This is a genomic window from Rhizobium tumorigenes, from assembly GCF_003240565.2.
Taxonomy (GTDB): Bacteria; Pseudomonadota; Alphaproteobacteria; order Rhizobiales; family Rhizobiaceae; genus Rhizobium; species Rhizobium tumorigenes.
The window spans coordinates 266497-283086 of the sequence record NZ_CP117257.1 but is presented as its reverse complement, the minus strand read 5'-3'; the positions used below and the strand labels follow the sequence as shown (position 1 = coordinate 283086).

Sequence of the window (16590 nt, the reverse complement as noted above, 5' to 3'; positions counted from 1 at the left end):
CCTCCGGTCGCACCGCTACATGGTCCGCAGCCAGACGGCGCGTCATGCGTCTTCCTTGATGTGAAGGTAGTAAACAGGATCCACGCGACGTGACTTCCATCTTTTGCGTTCTGAGATCTGGCGGGGAATACACCGCCCACCACGTCTTGCGGCTTCGAGCCCAGGTGATGAATCATCTGCCGAATGCCGACTTTCGCTGTCTTTGCGACATTGGGATCAGGGGTGTCCAGACTCTGCCGCTGACCTACGATTGGCCGGGCTGGTGGTCGAAGATGGAGTTGTTTCGACCTGAATTCTCCGGAGACATTCTTTTCATGGACCTCGACACCTCAATAGTGGGGCGCCTCGACGATATCGTCTCCGTCGGCCGCCTCGCTCTGATGCGCGACATTTATCGTCCAGAGGGACTGCAATCGTCCATCATGTATCTGCCGGAAGCAGTTCGCCGTCCGGTTTGGTCCGAATGGATCAGTTCACCCGAGCGTTGGATGGAGATTTGTCGGAAGGGTGGCGACCAGGCGGTATTGGAACACTGTTGGATCAATGCCGCCGACCGCTGGCAGGATATATTGCCTGGCCAGATTGTTTCGTGGAAGTCGCAGGTGAGGCGGGCACTTGCTGACGATGAGAGTGGCAATGGTTCGACCCCCGACAACGCGCGTGTTGTGGTCTTTCACGGTAAGCCGCGCCCGTGGGAGATTGGATGGTAAACTACGCCCGCCAATCGTGGCTAATGCGATGCATGGCACTGCGGGTGCAGGCAGGTATACACACCCAGCGGCCAGGAGTCCCTTTCCCGGTATAAGATTTGGTGCGCCGGGGATGTCAGCCACACTCGGGGATAAAGCACCTCTCACCCACCACTTGACTGACTCGAGGACTCGCCTGCTGACTGGCAACGGGAAGCAACGGATTTGGCAATTCCGATACGCGCTGCGATGGATGATGCCGGAGACCCTCAAACGATCCTCACAGCACAGAGAGGCAGTACCAGCATTATTTTGATGCGTCAGGCGCTGACCAGATCGAAAATCAGCTGCCGCAGAGGCTCCTCGTTACCATCGAAGCTGTCGATCATGGCGGAAATGACACGTTCACGGACGAGTTGGTCGTCGTCGAACGGCAGGCCGGCGTTTTCAGCCAGCAGTGACAAGAACGCGAGCTGGGTACGACCGTTGCCTTCGCGGAACGGGTGAATAGCGTTGATCCAGGCGAGGATATTGGCAGCGATGCGGGCAAATTCGGCTGGCTCCTTGTCTGACAGAAAGTGATGACCTTCAAGGGAGCCGAAGGCGCGCCTCATTTCCTGATCGATATATTCGGGATAACAGAACCAGTTTCTACCCTTCCCGATCCGGATGGTGCGGGCTTGGCCTGCCCATTCATAGACATCCTGGAATAGATGGTGGTGCAACGCCATGTAGTGGGGATAATCCAGGCGGCCGGCTGGTGGATCTTCGTCGGCGCGAATTAAAAACAGGCCTAATTCGGCTTCGTCGAGTTCGTCCTGGTCAACGAGATCGAGCTTGTTAACCAGCACCGTAGTGCCGGGATAGCAGGCGGGATCCTGCGTGGCCGTATAGACCACTCTTAGACTTTGATTTTGGTAAATTGCGCCCGGACCAGCGCACGACGTTCGTCACCACTCTTGCCCTGGGACTGTGCGAGAATAGCACGCATTCTTGGCGACAGGTTCATCCCTTCGACCGCACTGATTTTTTCACCGCGTGAGCTGGTGAGCTTGCTGGGTTGGATAACCTGACTGGATAGAGTGGAGTGTTTTTTCATCGCCAGAGAATACATCAGGTTTCGGACCAGGACAACATTTTCCTGATTTGATAATGCCGTCGACCTCCGAGTGCGATATGCCGGATGTTCTCGGCGTTTGATTTCCCTGTCTTGCCATCTTGGCCAATCTCGTGGCTAACTTTCGGTCCTTCGCGCAGCGTGCTGATGCCACGGTCAGACCATCAACAAATTGAATCAATGGAGTTCGTCTGATTCAATAGTGTCGTTGGACGTAGGAGCCTGTGCCAGCCAATCTAGCCTCATGATGATCACCCAACCCTACAGCGTCTACATCGAGCGGACGGAGAAGGCAGAGAACAAAGCACGCTTTTATGCAATGTCGATAGAGCCAACATTGTTCGGCGACGCGTCGCTGTTGCGACGGTGGGGCCGGATCGGATCAACCGGGCGGCAGAAAATCCATTGCTTCGAGAATGAAAGTCAAGCTGTGGAGCTGTTTCTAGCCATCGTCCGGCAAAAGCGAGCCAGGGGGTATAAGACTAGGCTCGCTGCGCGAATTAAATTGTAAGCACCTCCAACACGCATCACTTCCGCAGTGGCGTGCAAGCGAATGGGATGCGATTGTGTGATCCGTCAGTCAGCAGGACCACGCCCAGCGGAGCAGGGAGCAACCGTTGCCTGAGGCAAAGTTTGCAGAATGGATCCGTATAAGTCCTGTAGATAGGAAATTTCGCGAGATTTTCAGCCGCATTGATTGAAACCGACGGCAATAAAGGGCAGTTCTGTTGACACTAGCCGTTCTGAAGTCGAAAAGAATCTCACCCGCACATAGAGATAGCAATGGCAGACGAGACCGAAACAGGCGCCCAAATTGATGTTGTAGCACCAGAGACTCCAACTGAGGCGCCTGCGTCTAAAAAACAGCGCGCGCCTCGTCGTTCTAAGGCCGAGATTGAAGCCGCTGCAGCTGCAAAGACACCAAAGGTTCGCCAGAAACGGATTGGCAAGGCTGAAGCCGCACCAGTGAGCGGAACAACGACCGTAGCGGCTGCCACGAAGAAAACGGTGGCCAAGGGTCCTGCAAATGCCAAGCCTGTTAGTCAGCCGGCAACACCGCCAGCGCCTCTCAACGCCGCTGATGAGATGGCTGATCTTCTTCAGCTTGAGGAAGAAAACAAGAAGCTTCGTCAGGCTTTGGCCGAAAAGTTGCGCGCGGAAAATGCTGATCTGCGCAAACGCCTCGGCGTTTGAGCTGGCTGCAGCGTTGTTCGCTGCTCGCGCAATCGATCTCCGTTACTAGCGAACAGCTTAGCTTTTAAAATATCCTGGCTCGGTTTCGAGCCGGGACGGAGCTGTTAGAATCGTTACACATCTGCCGCTCAGAAAGACGTCCTATGAAACCACCTTGGAAATATCTAGCGCAGCTGCTGTCCCGGCAAAGATCCTCCGGGACGGCGGACGAAGCAGGCGCGCCTGCCAGCGCTCAAAAGCTTGTCGAAATAGAACTGCGGCCAGCTGCGACTATCCTGCTCTCGTCCCAGGAGGCTATCTCTGGAACCGAGCGAGTCGACGGGGAGGAGTCTGAAGACCTCGCACCGGCGTCGGCGTCGATCGAGAACGAAATCGTTCCCGAGACGCCCAATCTGCCACTGGACTACCCTGAAGCAGCTAAGGCCGAGGTGACAAAGGAAAAAGCGCAATCCAACTCCGATCTGTTAGAGGAGCGGCCAGAGGTAGAGGCTGCTGCTCATTTGCCGAAACTTCGGCAGGCGAGGTCGAAGATCGCAAAAACAGTCCTCGCATTCGAAATTCCTGGCGCCATCGCGGACTTGCCCATTTCTGCCGCATCTTCGAATAGGGACCCGTTCTTTGAAAACGCGACAAGCCTGGATGAAGACATCAAACACCTCAAGGATCTGCTGGCGCAAAAGCTACGTATTCAAAAATGCCCAGCTCAGAGAAATGCTCAAGCGCTTCGAACGCACCTGAGTACGCAGACTATAATCAGAGAAGAAAATGAGAACACAGCAGCGCAGTTTCGTCGTCGAAATCAAATCGGCACGCCGGCGACTAAAAACACAGCCGAAATCCATCTGGGGCAATACCGATTTCGCGGCTCTGGTGAGGGATACCGAGGCAACCCTTCCGTTTATGCACAACGCCGACTCGGAAACCCTGGTCAGTCGTGAAAACGTGGCAAGCGACCTGAAAAAGCAGATCGAAGTCGCCGAGGTCAGCGAGGCCGGTGGAGAAACGCCTCGCGCGATGCCGCCAGTTGATCCCGACAAAAATGAGCAGAATCAGCAAGATGCGGTTTCCAACGATAGTCAGGCCGTGAAGGTGCCCGCCAGTGAGCCGACACGCCAGACAGTAAAGGCTCTAAAGCGTCTTCAAAGACGCCGCCGGTCTATTGACGAGGATGTCCTCGCAGCGCCTTCTGTCGTGATGGCGATCGATGTAGCCGGGACCCACTCGGATGACTTGGCATTGGTCTCTGCCGAAAACCTCCGCCTAAAGCGGCTCGTTGCGGAACACCTGCGGCACCAGAATGCACAGCTTAGGCAAATGTTGGAACGTTTTGGAATAGCCTCAGGGGCAAGTTGAAGCCGTGTCGCAGTGCAGTCTTGTTTGGCGCATTGGAGAAGGTCTTCAAGAGTCCGCCGCTGTGACAGCGCTCGAGCCATAGCTTGCGCCGGCTTGGGAGGGACTAGATACAGACGGTCATTTCGTAGCGACCGACAATTCTGCCTAACGCATGTATCCCTCAAAGTAGGTTTCAAGGATGATGAATGCCGTATTTCCTGGTCTCTCACACCGCGCTGGTCGAGGCGGATGATGAAGCAACCGCTGCCGCGAAAGTTTATGGAGAAATTTGCGACAAAGATAACATCACCTTCACTGTTACGGCCGATGAGAACGTCACAACGAAAATCACGATCCCTACGCGCACGAGCACCTAACTCGATGCCTTGGGCGCCTTCTGCGAACTCACCTGAATCCAGTCGAGCGAGGCACCTCAACGCAGCAGTCGGGGGATCCTGATGAAATATATCAACGAGGATCCGCCAAGCATCTTAAACGCGTTTGCATCCGTCATAGCCTCAACTGTTCTGGTCGAGTTGCAAGCGAAGCGGACGGACTTGGCAACGGGGAGATCACACTTGCGCGGTATTCGACACGCGACATAGTCGAAGTCGAGCACGCCATGTCCTACCGCGCAGAGATCTTGAAACATTCACGGAGCCATCGCGCCGACCGACATCATGTCGATCGTGCAATAGACAAGCAGGATATAGCGATCCGCACAAGTACATCAGCGACACCGCCGAGACCGGATGGTCTTCCTGGAGAACGATCGCGATCTCGGCGTTAAGAATGGCACGCTAGGGACTGTGAAGGCCGTCGAGCCCGACGCACTACATGTGGAGCTCGACGGCAGTATGCTGTCGCCGGGGGATGGAGTTGGCTTGGTCAAGATAGACACAAATTCTTATCAAAGTCTTGATCATGGCTATGCGACGACAATCCACAAGAACCAGGGTGCGCCACGGGGATCGATCGACAAGGCGGTTGCCGCCGCTGTCATGAACGCCGCTCGCTGGGATGAGGGGATTGCCGCAGTCGGCAAGCCCGAAGGATGCGTGTTATTGCCGATGCCAGTGCTCTCGTGCGTGCCAATCAGCAGGCGTTCACGACCTGTGCGGAAAAGAGGTGGCTGCCAACGCAAAGAGCGAGCTGCCTTGCACGCTCGCGGCTGCCGTGCTTCCTTCCGACTAACTAGTGGATGGAATCTAACGCTTGGTGCCCGCGTTTAACGGCGGCGATGATTTTGTCGGGATCGGCGGTCCAAGTGAAGGGCTTTGGCTTTTTGTTGTGCTCAACGAGGAAACGGTTGATGGCGGCCTGGAGATCGACGACGGAATGGAAAACGCCGCGTTTCAGACGCCGCTTCGACAGCCTGGCGAAGAAACCCTCCACCGCGTTGAGCCATGAGCTTGAAGTCGGAGTGAAGTGGAAGGTGAAACGCTCGTGACGGTCGAGCCAGGCTCTCACCTTGGGATGCTTGTGGGCAGCATAGTTGTCGAGGATGACGTGGACGGCCTTGTCGTCCGGCACCTGGGCGTTAATGGCGTTGAGGAAGCGGATGAACTCCTGATGACGATGACGCTGCATGTTGCGGCCGATGACGGTGCCGTCGAGCACGTTGAGGGCGGCAAACAGCGTGGTTGTGCCGTGCCGCTTGTAGTCGTGGGTCATGGTGCCGAGCCGACCCTTCTTCATCGGCAGGCCCGGCTGGGTGCGGTCGAGCGCCTGGATTTGGCTTTTCTCATCGACCGACAACACGACGGCGTGGGCTGGCGGATCAACATAGAGGCCGACAACGTCTCGCAGCTTGTCGACGAATTTCGGGTCGTTGGACAATTTGAACTGCCGCCACCGATGAGGTGCGAGGCCATGCGCTTTCCAGATACGCCTGACTGCGCTGGCGCTGATGCCGGCGGCCGTCGCCATCATGTCGGCCGTCCAGTGCGTCGTCTCGCCCGGCGGATCAGCCAGCGTCAGGGCCACCACACGCTCGGCGACATCGGGTCCGAGCCGCACAATACGCGACGGCCGCGTCTTGTCGCGCAGGAGACCCTCGACGCCTTCTGTGGCGAAGCGCTCTTGCCAGCGCCATACGCAGGTCTTCGATTTGCCGGTCTGGCGCATAATCTCGACAGTCCCGACGCCATCGGCACTCAGCAGGATGATCTCGGCCCGCCAGACGTGCTTTTGGGGCGCATTGCGATCCCTGGTCAAGGCCATCAGGCGTTGGTGATCTGTTGGCGAAACGGTGAACGATATTCCTGTGCGCATGCGCCAGACTCGCATGCCAACCCAGCAAATGGAATCCCATACGGGACTCTTATGTCAGGCGGTAACCACTAGGAGTGAATTAGCAGAGATTGGTCATTCACAAGGGTGCCCAACTGCCGCCTTTGCGTCAACAGTGTTATTCGGCTTAGGGAAGCTGTATGCTGAATCACAGACGAAAGGAAGCTCCGTGCGGCAATCGTCAAAAACTCATAGCTCATCTAAGTTTCAACGCACCGAAAATCAGCGCTGCCAAACCGCTGACCCTCGCTGAGAGCTGTGTTTCCTAAGAAGATTGAATGACGCTCGAAAAGACAGGACCCTTGCCAGGTGAGCCTTATGCTAATTGCGTTACGCGCGCAATTTTGAGCGACTTGGTAAGACGTACGCCGTTCAGATCCACTCAAGTGCCTCGGCACCAGAATGGGGGATGAAGGCCTTAAACTGGATGATAGCCCAAACGATGCCAGCTTCATCGACAATCTCAAACTGCTGACCGCCGATGGGTTTTCCGGAGGCGGTACTGTCCGCAACGATCTCCTTTACGGATCGTTGCGCCTCGTCGATAGCTGCTTCAAGATCCTTCACTATACTTCCTTCCAAATCCTGGAAGAAGATTGGCCCGTTCCGGACGTGGAAAAAATAGCGTTTCATCCTGAGTATCTACCGCCGGGGGATCATAAATCAATAGTTGCATGTCAAGATCATGCAACCAACCTCCAAGGTAAGGTTCGATAACCCCCTCAATTCGCTGGGGACAGAAGGTCTGGGTGCTTGCACCATCAACAAGAGTTGGCCAGGATCAAGGCTCGTTAATCGAGAGATACATAATGCGTTTCCCTGCCCAAGCCATTTCGCGAGCCCGCCTTGAGCAGTTGCTTTCTCTCAATGCTCAATCCAAGCCGATTTCGCCTGAAGTCGAGCTGAGAAGCCCCGAGCCAGAACAGACAAGCCTAAATGCCTCCCGGCCAACGGACGGAACCTCACGCTAAGAGCCGGAAGACAGACGAAACCCGTCTTGTATCAGTTACTTAGCGGAAACTACGTAATCATTATTATGGAACTTTCAGTTCCAGCGATAGCTCTATGTTCAATACCAATTTACCGTAAGAACACTATATGGCAGGTGCTCGATGCCATGCATGTGCGCCACCGCAATTCGCACCTCCTGTCCTCGTGATTCGAACGACAGTCGACAAGGGGCCACTGCCGTACTGCCGCAGTTTGATCCGTAAAAGTGGCTCCAACATTTTGTAACAACAAACGACACACTGCAACAGTACCAAGGCGCACAATGTCGTTGAGCTACGCATCGCCTCCAAACATCGATCTAACTTGGTCGCCAAATAGGACGGGGTAGAGCGTTTTAGTCAAAGGGAAAATTCATGACACGTTATGTCATCGCGTTCACCGCGGCCGCTGCTCTAACCGCTATCGCCGCCGTACCGGCCTTCCCGCAGGTCGTAATCTACGATGGCGAGCCTTCAGATCCCTACTCGGTCGACGGGAACACGGAATCCAACTTTCTAGATTCTTGGAACCGCCATCATGACGATCAGAACCGCTGGTTCGGCCAACAGTCTAGCTTTGGACCGGGTGACGTCATCACGTTGCTTGAAGGTCGCGGCTACCGAGTGAGGAATGTCCAGGATGTCGGCAAACGTTATCTGGTCAAGGCAACCCGTGGCGGCGACAACCTGCTTGTGAGCGTATCGCGGTCTGGCGATATCATGGGTGTTGTGCACGACCAGAGATAAAAGTGATACCGGATTTCGCACGGTGAAGAGCTCACTCGCATATTGATTCCAGGGTCATAGCGTGGCAGTTCTGATTTCCAAACGGCTCGAAGCTCAGATGCGTCCTAACTTCGAAACGTTTGAAGGGCGCTGATCCGATGAGCGTGACTTGGGCTTGCATGGGCAATAAATTAAGGGCGCCATCTATTGATAGATTTAGAGTTTTACGCGTAAGGACGAGGGAACCCGATGACACATGCAACGGACGCCATTGCCCAACCGCCACCTATGAATCCACGCATCCGGCGCATGCTCACAGATCCGATCCTGCCCATGCTTGTTCGCCTAGCCTGGCCAAACGTCCTTATCATGCTGGTACAGGCGTCGACTGGGCTCATAGAGACTTGGTGGCTATCCCATCTGGGTACCGATGTACTCGCCGGAATGGCGCTCGTGTTCCCTGCAGTCATGCTGATGCAGATGATGTCTGCCGGTGCATTCGGCGGAGCAATTTCGTCAGGGATTGCGCGAGCGCTCGGCGGAGGTCGAAACGCGGACGCAAATCAACTTGCGACCCACGCCATTATCATCAACGTCGCTCTCGGCATTATTTTTTCGGCAATTATGCTAGCATTACAGTTGCAATTTTGATTTCAGGTGAGCGCGTTGGGCGGCAGCTTGATGCGCTCGTCTCCAACATGACCATGCGATGATGTGGGCGGGCTTTATACGCCGCTGGGCAAGCTTATTCGCAATGCGTCGGACCTCTTGGATGGACCAGCGGATCAGATCGTGATGGTCGGCATCCTCGGTCTTTTTTGGGGTGCCGCATTATTGGCGCGATATCGGATCACAGCCATCATTGCGAAGGCGAGCATGACGAGCGAGACATGGCGATGCCAGCCATGCCACGAGCGGGTCTCGTTATGATCGAGGCCGAGTTCGTTCTTGGCTGTCTCGAAGCTATCCTCGATTGCCCAACGGTGACCTTCGACGGATACGAGCGTCTGAATGCCTGTTCCGGCCGGGCACCAAGTCGTGAAGAATGCGAGGTCGCCATCGCTGATATTGCGCCGGATCAACAAGCCACGCGTCCAAAGCCCGGTTTGCGTATCACTGTATTCGTCGGCATCGATATCGGCCAGTTCGCAGTAGGCCCAGTCATGAAGCCGCGCGCCTTTTGTGCCATCGCCAGCGGAAAGGCGATGCCATGCAGCCGGATCGAGATCACGGGCAATCTCAAGAGCGGTTCCTGCGACGAAAGGCTTACCAGACCAAGCGCCAAAATGATGGTCGGATTTAACCCCAAGAACGTAACCTTTGCAGGCTCGGCGCAGCGCTCCTTCGACGTCTCCGACGCCATACACCGCATCTGCTGCCACCCATGAAAACGGCACTTTGGCTGTCAGCGCCCGCCGAATCATATCGACAGCGAGGGCAGGCTTGGTAGCGAAGGCTACAGCTTCAGGAACATGAGCGGCGGCAAGCCTTGCCGGATCGCTGGTCCAACTCTTTGGCAAGTACAAGGCTCGATCGATAAAGGCATGACCACGATCGGAAACATAGGCGGTGAACACACCGATTTGGCAGTTCGTTACCTTGCCCGCTGACCCTGTATATTGACGTGAAACACCGCAAGATGTCTTGCCCTGCTTGAGGAAGCCGGTCTCATCAATGACCAGGACCGCATCATCTGTGGCAAGGTGCTCCACAACATACTCGCGCACAATGTCGCGAAGTCCGTCTGCGTCCCAGCGTCCACGACCCAAGATGGCTTGCTGTCGCCACGGACCAGGATCGCCAGCCGCCTCAGCGCGCATCCAACCTGTCTTACGGCGCTCATCACCTAACAAGCCGTCCAGGAAAAGGTTCGCAGATGCTGCAACGCGCTCCTGCGTAAACAATCCGCGCATACGCGCCTTAACTTCACGCAGCGACGATGCCCAAAGTTCCAACGTTGTCTCGATCGATGCACCCATCATCCATGACCTCCGAATCATGGAGGCCTATAGATTCAGAACTTGTAAAAATACGCAACTGTAATGCTAGGCTCAGGACCTATTAAATAGCTTGCGGGGTTTCCTCGGTTCTAATTCACTGGGATCGAACGGAGGGACCGCCATGAGTGATTTGATGTTTTTGTCAGACGCGCAAATGCGCCGTATCGAGCCTTATTTTCCGCTATCGCATGGCGTTCCGCGCGTGGATGACAGGCGTGTCTTGAGCGGCATCATCTTCGTTCTGCGCAATGGGTTGCGATGGCGTGACGCTCCCAAAGAGTATGGGCCGCACAAGACGATCTACAACCGCTTCATCCGGTGGAGCAGGCTCGGGGTGTTCAATCGCATACTGGCCGAACTGACAGCAAAGCGGGGCATGCCTGAGCAATTGATGATCGACGCGACCCATTTGAAAGCCCATCGCACCGCAGCCAGCCTGCTAAAAAAGGGGATGTTCCCCGACGTATCGGACGCACCAAAGGCGGGTTGAACTCCAAGCTGCATGCTGTTTGCGATGGTCACGGTCGGCCACCGATCCTGCTTTTGAGCGAAGGGCAGATGAGCGACTACAAAGGTGCCGCGCGGATGCTGCATGCTTTTCCCAAGGCAAAGACGCTTCTTGCCGACAAGGGATATGACGCCGACTGGTTTCGAGACGCCTTGGCGCAACGCAAGATAACGGCCTGCATTCCATCACGGGCAAACCGCAAGGTGCCGATCCCGCACGATCCAGCGCTCTACAAAAAGCGGCACAAGATCGAAAACATGTTCGGCAGGCTCAAGGACTGGAGGCGAATTCACACCCGATACGACCGTTGCGCTCACACCTTCTTCTCAAGCATATGCATCGCGGCCGCCGTTATCTTCTGGCTCTGATTTAACGCGTCCTGAGCCTAGCGTGGCTTCGTCACGTCCTCATTGAGCTGCCTCAGCACCCCGCAGACGCAGATCTTGGCGACCTATTGCCCTTCAACTTTACTCAAGCCAAAGCGGCCTGAACGCCCCGACGCTTACAACGCAGAGCGGCACGGTCAGCACAAAACGTCAACGCGCGTAGAAAAGAGCGCTTACACCTGTTCCAACTCCCCCGCCACGACATCCCCTCAAGCCATCATCGCGAATTGCATTCAGCGGCGATGAGCCTGTGGACAAAAATCGCCTGAGCATGACCGATGAACTCGGCCGGCCTCACGGTCTACCTTCGTGGTCGTTAAATTGACGATGCCGGCATCTAATTGCAAGCTTGCTCGGACGGATACCAAAGATCGGCGGCTGGACAGTCAATGATCAGAACGATTTGGTTGCGCCTTTTCGGACTTATAAAGGTTAACAAAACATGAAAATGGCATCGCTCAAGGAATAGTTGCGGCCTCTGCGGAAGTTTGCGACAAGCGCAGTATGGTTTCGGCACAGACAAATGCAAGCATGGCATCTTACAGCATAGAGTTACAACCTCAGATTGATCCGCTTTTCTTTATCGAACAAAGCCATGAATGCACGAATGCACGAATGCACGAATGCACGAATGCACGATTTAAACATCAATATATATCCTGCCAATCCACTATTAAGATGGCACACACGAAAACATGCGTAAACCTACCACCTGCCGACCGGGCAAACGATCCAAGTTCCCGTGTTCCGATTTCCAACCTTCTGCCTTTACGCGGTGAGCTCCACCCCGTGCAATGCGGGAGATGGGGCACAGGAGCCAGTCCCATCTCAGGTCTCTTCGAGAACGCGGCATTCAAGATAGACGAGCCTTGTGACGGAGTGCCTGCCTCTTAGCAACTTTGCCAAAGCAAGAAGGCAAGCAAAATCAGCATACGCAATTGGCAAGGCCAACAACCGTGCACTCAATGTGCGGTCAAATATCCACACCGGGACTTCGAGCAACCGGCATGACGTCGAACCCGATAGGCTACAGCGGAACACGGTAGACCCCTTGTCCACCAGTCCATGGATGCGGACGAGCCGCCCAGACCAGGGGTGCCACGGATATAAAAGCTCCCGAACCTCGGTCCCGTGGGTTCGTCGCCCTGTTGTACAACTCACGACGTCCACATTCATTGCTTGACCGGCAGACGCTGGATCAGGCTTACTTCAACGCGCTGATCCCAATGAAGGCCGCAGCGTAAAAACGGCGGAAATCCGCTTAGCGATCGTCGCAAACTGTCTCGACGAACCGCGCCAGCTCTTATACGGGTTCTCACTGATCAAAACTCATTTGCCCACTCTCTGCGTCCGATGGACATGATGCGCCAAGGCTGGCTTTCGAGCTTTCGCCAGGCATCGCAGCAGTGAGCGACGATGTCTTCGTACGACTTAAAGATGCGGTTCGAGGGCCAGTTCTCGCGCATGAATAGCCAGAGGTTTTCGACCGGGTTCAGCTCGGGTGATTTCGGCGGGAGTGGCAGGATGGTGATGTTTTCAGGCACGACGAGATTGTTGGACATGTGCCAGCCTGCTTGATCCATGATGAGGACGGCGTGGGCATCCTCGTCGACATGGCGGGCGATTTCAGCCAGGTGCTGCGTCATCGCGTGGGTGTCGCACCACGGCATGATGAGAGCTGCCGCTTTATCGAGCTTGGGGCAGATCGCACCGAAGATATAGGCCGACCTTGTGCGTTGATCATGTGGCGCGGATGGCCTCGTTCCGCGCTTGGCCCAGCGGCGCGTGATCTTGTTCTTCTGCCCGATCCGGGCTTCGTCCTGAAACCAAATCTCTAGGCGCTTTCCTTGGGCCGATCCGGCGGCAATTTCTGCCACTGCGGCGGGGAAGTTTTTTCAAACTCCTCAATGGCTTGAGGGTCCTGCTCATGATGCTTCGGTCGCGCAGCCAGCTTGCGATAACCAAGGGCACGCACCTCCCGGCTCAGCGTCTGTTGGCTCACCGAGACACGAAAATCTTCCCAGAGGCATTGGGCCAGATCACACAGCCGCCAGCGCACGACCCCGTCGAGATAGGGTGTCGGACCCCGCTCAATGGCCTTCGCCAGTGCGGCCCGCTGAACATCGTTCAACCGTGACCGGGGTCCTGGGGCCTTGCCATCGATCAGCACCTCGGGGCCATTGGCATTGAACCGCAGTACCCAGTCGCGCACGATCTGCAGCGTCACATTGCCCAGCCGCGCCGCATCCGAGCGTGAGCCTCCCTCATAGATCGCGGCGAGTGCCAAAAGACGACGCGCTTGAGCAGCATGCTTGCTCTGGCGGGCCAGACGCCGAAGACCTTGAGCGTCAAAATCTGCACGTAATGAAATCGCTGCTCCCATCGCAAACCTCCAGTTTGTGTCAGAGATTCAGATTCATCACCTTTTGGGAAGCCCAAGAGTCGAAATCAGCGAGGGCGCGTATTACGTTAATGGAAGGCTCTTAAGATAATCGAAAATCAAATTAAGACAGAAGTATAATTAGTGTTTATCGATTAAAATCGAAATATATTTTTAATTACGCGTATTGCGTATTTATTACTGCACGGCAGGTAGTTGGTACAAGGTGAAGCGCGGCCATAAGCCGACGCCATAAACAAGAAAGCGATAACAGACACGCGAAACAACATCGCAACAACGGCACCTACCGCTCTACGGAGCGGAGGATTCGGCTTATTTGTACTTAAAAAAAACCGCTCTGGCACATTGATCGCGCACAGCCCTCTTAAACGAAGAGCGCCACGCCATATGCAATGATATCATAACGGACTATGTGGGAGTCATGGGGACGCTCGTGGACCGCGTAGGTCAGCTCGTTTCCTTCCAAGTCCTGCAGCTGCATATTGACAGTATGCACGAAACGATTGCTCGGAAGAATTGCCACATAGTGTGAGCAATAAACCTGATCGATGTAAGAGATAACCCCACCGTCTCCGAGTCCTCTTAAGGCTTGACAAACTGCCGCGGCAGTGACATTCACCTGAAATGGTGGCAGCGTCGTTGCCCTGACGGCACCACTCGCAGCATTGGAATGCAACTGCTGACCAGCAACGCACATATTCATAGTGGATGCGTTAATGTAGATATAGAGCACCTGTCCCTCAAGGTCGATGTCCTCAGTTCGTGAGTAGACGTACAAATTTCGGCCGTCCACATTGGCTCTGTGTCCACCGCGAATACTACGAGCCGGTTCGCGAAGTGTCCTGTAGAGTGCCACAGCGTTGTCCAGAGCCGTTTCAACCTCGTTCGGATTGTAAAAACCAGTGAGATCTACAGCGTCAGAAAGGCCTGCCATCTTCTTAAGGTGGAGATCGAAATGTACTGAATAATTCGACTATCAAATTTCTGCTGTGGGGAACACCCTTAGCGCGCTTCTATTTATAGAAACGGAAACACCTGATGCCAGCCTGTTAACGCCCGAAATGGGGCGAGGCTTTCTCTCATCCTCACATGGTTCCGTAAATCATTTGCCCCGCGAGAGATTGGCGCGAGTTTCGGCTAAACCACGTGATTAGAGAACCCTACTTGTATCGCACGAGTCAACCAGCGCACTTATTGCAGCATCACCTCAAAAACACGGTGTGACCCCAACTTTCGCGCCGGTCGGGTCGCATTCATGTGCGCTAAAAGTCTCCTAAGGCGGCAGCCCGACCAATTTGACTTTGCTACTGATAACACAGCTAACGTGGATCTCAGGAAGACGCTTCACGTGTTCGTGCTCGTGGCAGATCTCTCTCAACGAGATATCAAATCATAGAGAAGTGCCGAATCTCTGTTTAAAATATTCCGCCATCTTCGGAATTACATAGTATCATAGTAACGTTAAACATTATCATTCTAGCATGCATCGAAGGCTGCGCCACTTTTTATTGTTTGAATGAATTTATCTAATTTCCTTATTTAGGTCACGTTAATTACGCACCGGAACTATTTCGAACGGTTCTGCCGGGACGGAACCTGGCGTCGTATCCATGATGCGCTTTATTGCCGAACGCGGCAGCTTGAGGGGCGCGACGAGCAACCATCATTTGCGATCATCGACAGCCAGTCGGTGAAGACTGGCCCGGACGCCCGTTTTGATATCGGTTATGACGCAGGCAAAAAGATAAAAGGCCGCAAGCGCACATTCTGGTCGATACCTTGGGCATGCTCCTGAAAGCCGAAGTCCACTCAGCAGGAATTCAGTATCGCGACGGAGCGGCACTTGTTTTCAACAGGCTCGCCAACCGGTTTCCATTCATCGAGCAAATCTGCGGCGATGGCGGCTATCAGGGCCCCAAGGTCGAAGAGGCAAGTCCGCGCCCGATGCAAATTGTCAAACGTAACCAGGTCGGTTTCCAGGTGCTCCCAAAGCGATGGATCGTCGAGCAAACGCTGGCGTGGCTCGGCACAAACCCCAGAATGGCAAAGGATTTTGAACGTTTCTCAGCCACAAGCCTCGCCTTCATCCAAACCGCAATGATAAAGCTCATGACCAGAAGGCTCGCTCGCTACCCGCTTTCTTGAATGGACTCTAAAGTCATCAAAGGCTGCAAAAAGCCTGCCACAATATGAAAATCTTGGACCACGTGGCGGCTACGAGTCCCAAAAATATGTCCAACTTCAATGCCTTAAATCACCCGATGGGATACTTCAACAAGTTCTCTCATTTCGTGGACAAACCTACCAACAAATACAGGAGTGGGCATTACCGACAATAAATCTTGTCAGGTTTTCCTAATGTCACGGGTGGCGACGGCACAAACTTACAACAACTCATAATTCAACCTTGCGTGGCAACGCTGACTTCGCTTTGCATTTTAAATGAGTACATTAGTGAGTTGCCGTCTGGTCTGGCCCGTGGAAAAATGGGCTTAGACCATTCATCAGGCGCCTATCCGCACGAAGGGTGTTGTTTTGCAAATTTACCAATTTTTGCAAACTATGGAACGCCATGACGTCACTACCTGAAGAAGCATGAGCGGCCCTTTGGTCAACAACCTACGCAAGTAAACAACTGGTTCGGTTGTATGCCATGGAAGAAGCTACGGTGTATATAGCGTCCGATTCATAGGCTCTTGGATCATGGCAGGCTTCTCTGCCGTTGCCAGCGGCGCTGCGGATCTGGCCTAGGCTTACATCTTTGGCCGTAACTAGTCCTAGCGAGCCGATTAACTAGCCTATTTGCTAAGTAGGATATTCTGTCTGAACATCTATCCGGCCCTTACTCGTTTCATCAGGCGCACATGATAACAGAATTTCTTTCATTAAACATTTAATTAGATTACATATTATTAATATCCGAAACATCGTATCAAGTACTGATTTATTGAAAATA

17 protein-coding genes and 2 pseudogenes are annotated in these 16590 nt (G+C 54.3%); 12 read left to right on the top strand and 7 right to left on the bottom strand.

Annotated elements, in window-relative coordinates; genetic code table 11:
* Positions 1-167: 167 nt before the first annotated feature.
* Positions 168-710, top strand: coding sequence for a hypothetical protein (locus PR017_RS22855; RefSeq protein WP_240539179.1), 543 nt, complete (start codon positions 168-170; stop codon positions 708-710).
* A 299-nt stretch (positions 711-1009) separates the two neighbouring features.
* Here the strand turns inward: PR017_RS22855 and PR017_RS22850 are convergent, their stop codons facing one another.
* Together PR017_RS22850 and PR017_RS22845 are read right to left on the bottom strand one after the other, a co-directional pair.
* Complete coding sequence (locus PR017_RS22850) at positions 1010-1588, bottom strand: Fic/DOC family protein (RefSeq protein ID WP_111223085.1); 579 nt, start codon at positions 1586-1588, stop codon at positions 1010-1012.
* A gap of 2 nt (positions 1589-1590) precedes the next feature.
* Positions 1591-1803, bottom strand: coding sequence for a hypothetical protein (locus tag PR017_RS22845; RefSeq protein ID WP_240539180.1), 213 nt, complete (start codon positions 1801-1803; stop codon positions 1591-1593).
* Between the two features lie 247 nt (positions 1804-2050).
* On the opposite strand from PR017_RS22845, the gene PR017_RS22835 reads away from it, so the two are divergent.
* The 6 genes and pseudogenes from PR017_RS22835 to PR017_RS22810 all read left to right on the top strand — a co-directional run.
* Positions 2051-2317 carry a WGR domain-containing protein gene (locus tag PR017_RS22835; RefSeq protein ID WP_240539181.1) on the top strand — a complete coding sequence of 89 codons (267 nt, stop codon included), beginning with the start codon at positions 2051-2053 and terminating at the stop codon, positions 2315-2317.
* Between the two features lie 272 nt (positions 2318-2589).
* Positions 2590-3000 (top strand): SyrB-like regulator, encoded by a 411-nt coding sequence (locus tag PR017_RS22830; protein WP_111223086.1) that lies wholly within the window; start codon positions 2590-2592, stop codon positions 2998-3000.
* Positions 3001-3143: 143 nt separating this feature from the next.
* Positions 3144-3938 (top strand): hypothetical protein, encoded by a 795-nt coding sequence (locus PR017_RS22825; protein WP_111223087.1) that lies wholly within the window; start codon positions 3144-3146, stop codon positions 3936-3938.
* On the top strand, positions 3901-4353 hold the full coding sequence (locus PR017_RS22820) for a hypothetical protein (protein ID WP_111223088.1): 453 nt from the start codon (positions 3901-3903) through the stop codon (positions 4351-4353). The genes PR017_RS22825 and PR017_RS22820 overlap by 38 nt, the downstream gene beginning before the upstream one ends.
* A gap of 185 nt (positions 4354-4538) precedes the next feature.
* Positions 4539-4709, top strand: coding sequence for a hypothetical protein (locus PR017_RS22815; RefSeq protein WP_154677490.1), 171 nt, complete (start codon positions 4539-4541; stop codon positions 4707-4709).
* A 363-nt stretch (positions 4710-5072) separates the two neighbouring features.
* Positions 5073-5330: pseudogene (locus PR017_RS22810) on the top strand (hypothetical protein); the annotation flags it as partial.
* A 196-nt stretch (positions 5331-5526) separates the two neighbouring features.
* Here the strand turns inward: PR017_RS22810 and PR017_RS22805 are convergent.
* Complete coding sequence (locus PR017_RS22805; RefSeq protein WP_111223089.1) at positions 5527-6606, bottom strand: IS630 family transposase; 1080 nt, start codon at positions 6604-6606, stop codon at positions 5527-5529.
* Between the two features lie 390 nt (positions 6607-6996).
* Positions 6997-7257 carry a DUF6894 family protein gene (locus PR017_RS22800; RefSeq protein ID WP_111223090.1) on the bottom strand — a complete coding sequence of 87 codons (261 nt, stop codon included), beginning with the start codon at positions 7255-7257 and terminating at the stop codon, positions 6997-6999.
* A 731-nt stretch (positions 7258-7988) separates the two neighbouring features.
* On the opposite strand from PR017_RS22800, the gene PR017_RS22795 reads away from it, so the two are divergent.
* Complete coding sequence (locus PR017_RS22795; protein WP_209187080.1) at positions 7989-8360, top strand: hypothetical protein; 372 nt, start codon at positions 7989-7991, stop codon at positions 8358-8360.
* A 228-nt stretch (positions 8361-8588) separates the two neighbouring features.
* Positions 8589-8990 (top strand): MATE family efflux transporter, encoded by a 402-nt coding sequence (locus PR017_RS22790; RefSeq protein WP_247750636.1) that lies wholly within the window; start codon positions 8589-8591, stop codon positions 8988-8990.
* Positions 8991-9124: 134 nt separating this feature from the next.
* On the opposite strand, the gene PR017_RS22785 is transcribed toward PR017_RS22790, so the two are convergent.
* Complete coding sequence (locus PR017_RS22785; RefSeq protein WP_142832624.1) at positions 9125-10339, bottom strand: IS701 family transposase; 1215 nt, start codon at positions 10337-10339, stop codon at positions 9125-9127.
* Positions 10340-10460: 121 nt separating this feature from the next.
* On the opposite strand from PR017_RS22785, the gene PR017_RS22780 reads away from it, so the two are divergent.
* Both PR017_RS22780 and PR017_RS28585 read left to right on the top strand, forming a co-directional pair.
* A protein-coding gene (locus PR017_RS22780) for an IS5 family transposase (protein ID WP_111219454.1) occupies positions 10461-11215 on the top strand; the annotation gives its coding sequence in 2 pieces (ribosomal slippage) (positions 10461-10794 and positions 10794-11215; 756 coding nt in all).
* Positions 11216-11412: 197 nt separating this feature from the next.
* A pseudogene (locus PR017_RS28585) lies at positions 11413-11502 on the top strand (IS6 family transposase); the annotation flags it as partial.
* 1053 nt (positions 11503-12555) lie between these two features.
* On the opposite strand, the gene PR017_RS22775 reads toward PR017_RS28585, so the two are convergent.
* Positions 12556-13616 (bottom strand): IS630 family transposase gene (locus tag PR017_RS22775; protein ID WP_206423162.1). Its coding sequence is split into 2 segments (ribosomal slippage): positions 12556-13130 and positions 13130-13616, totalling 1062 coding nucleotides; the frame shifts between segments, so codons are not numbered across the junction.
* Between the two features lie 382 nt (positions 13617-13998).
* Positions 13999-14568: a RolB family protein gene (locus tag PR017_RS22770; protein ID WP_111219450.1), complete on the bottom strand. Its 570-nt coding sequence runs from the start codon at positions 14566-14568 to the stop codon at positions 13999-14001.
* 851 nt (positions 14569-15419) lie between these two features.
* Between PR017_RS22770 and PR017_RS22765 the strand changes: the two genes are divergently transcribed.
* Positions 15420-15779: a transposase gene (locus PR017_RS22765; RefSeq protein WP_111219448.1), complete on the top strand. Its 360-nt coding sequence runs from the start codon at positions 15420-15422 to the stop codon at positions 15777-15779.
* The last annotated feature ends 811 nt before the right edge of the window (positions 15780-16590 follow it).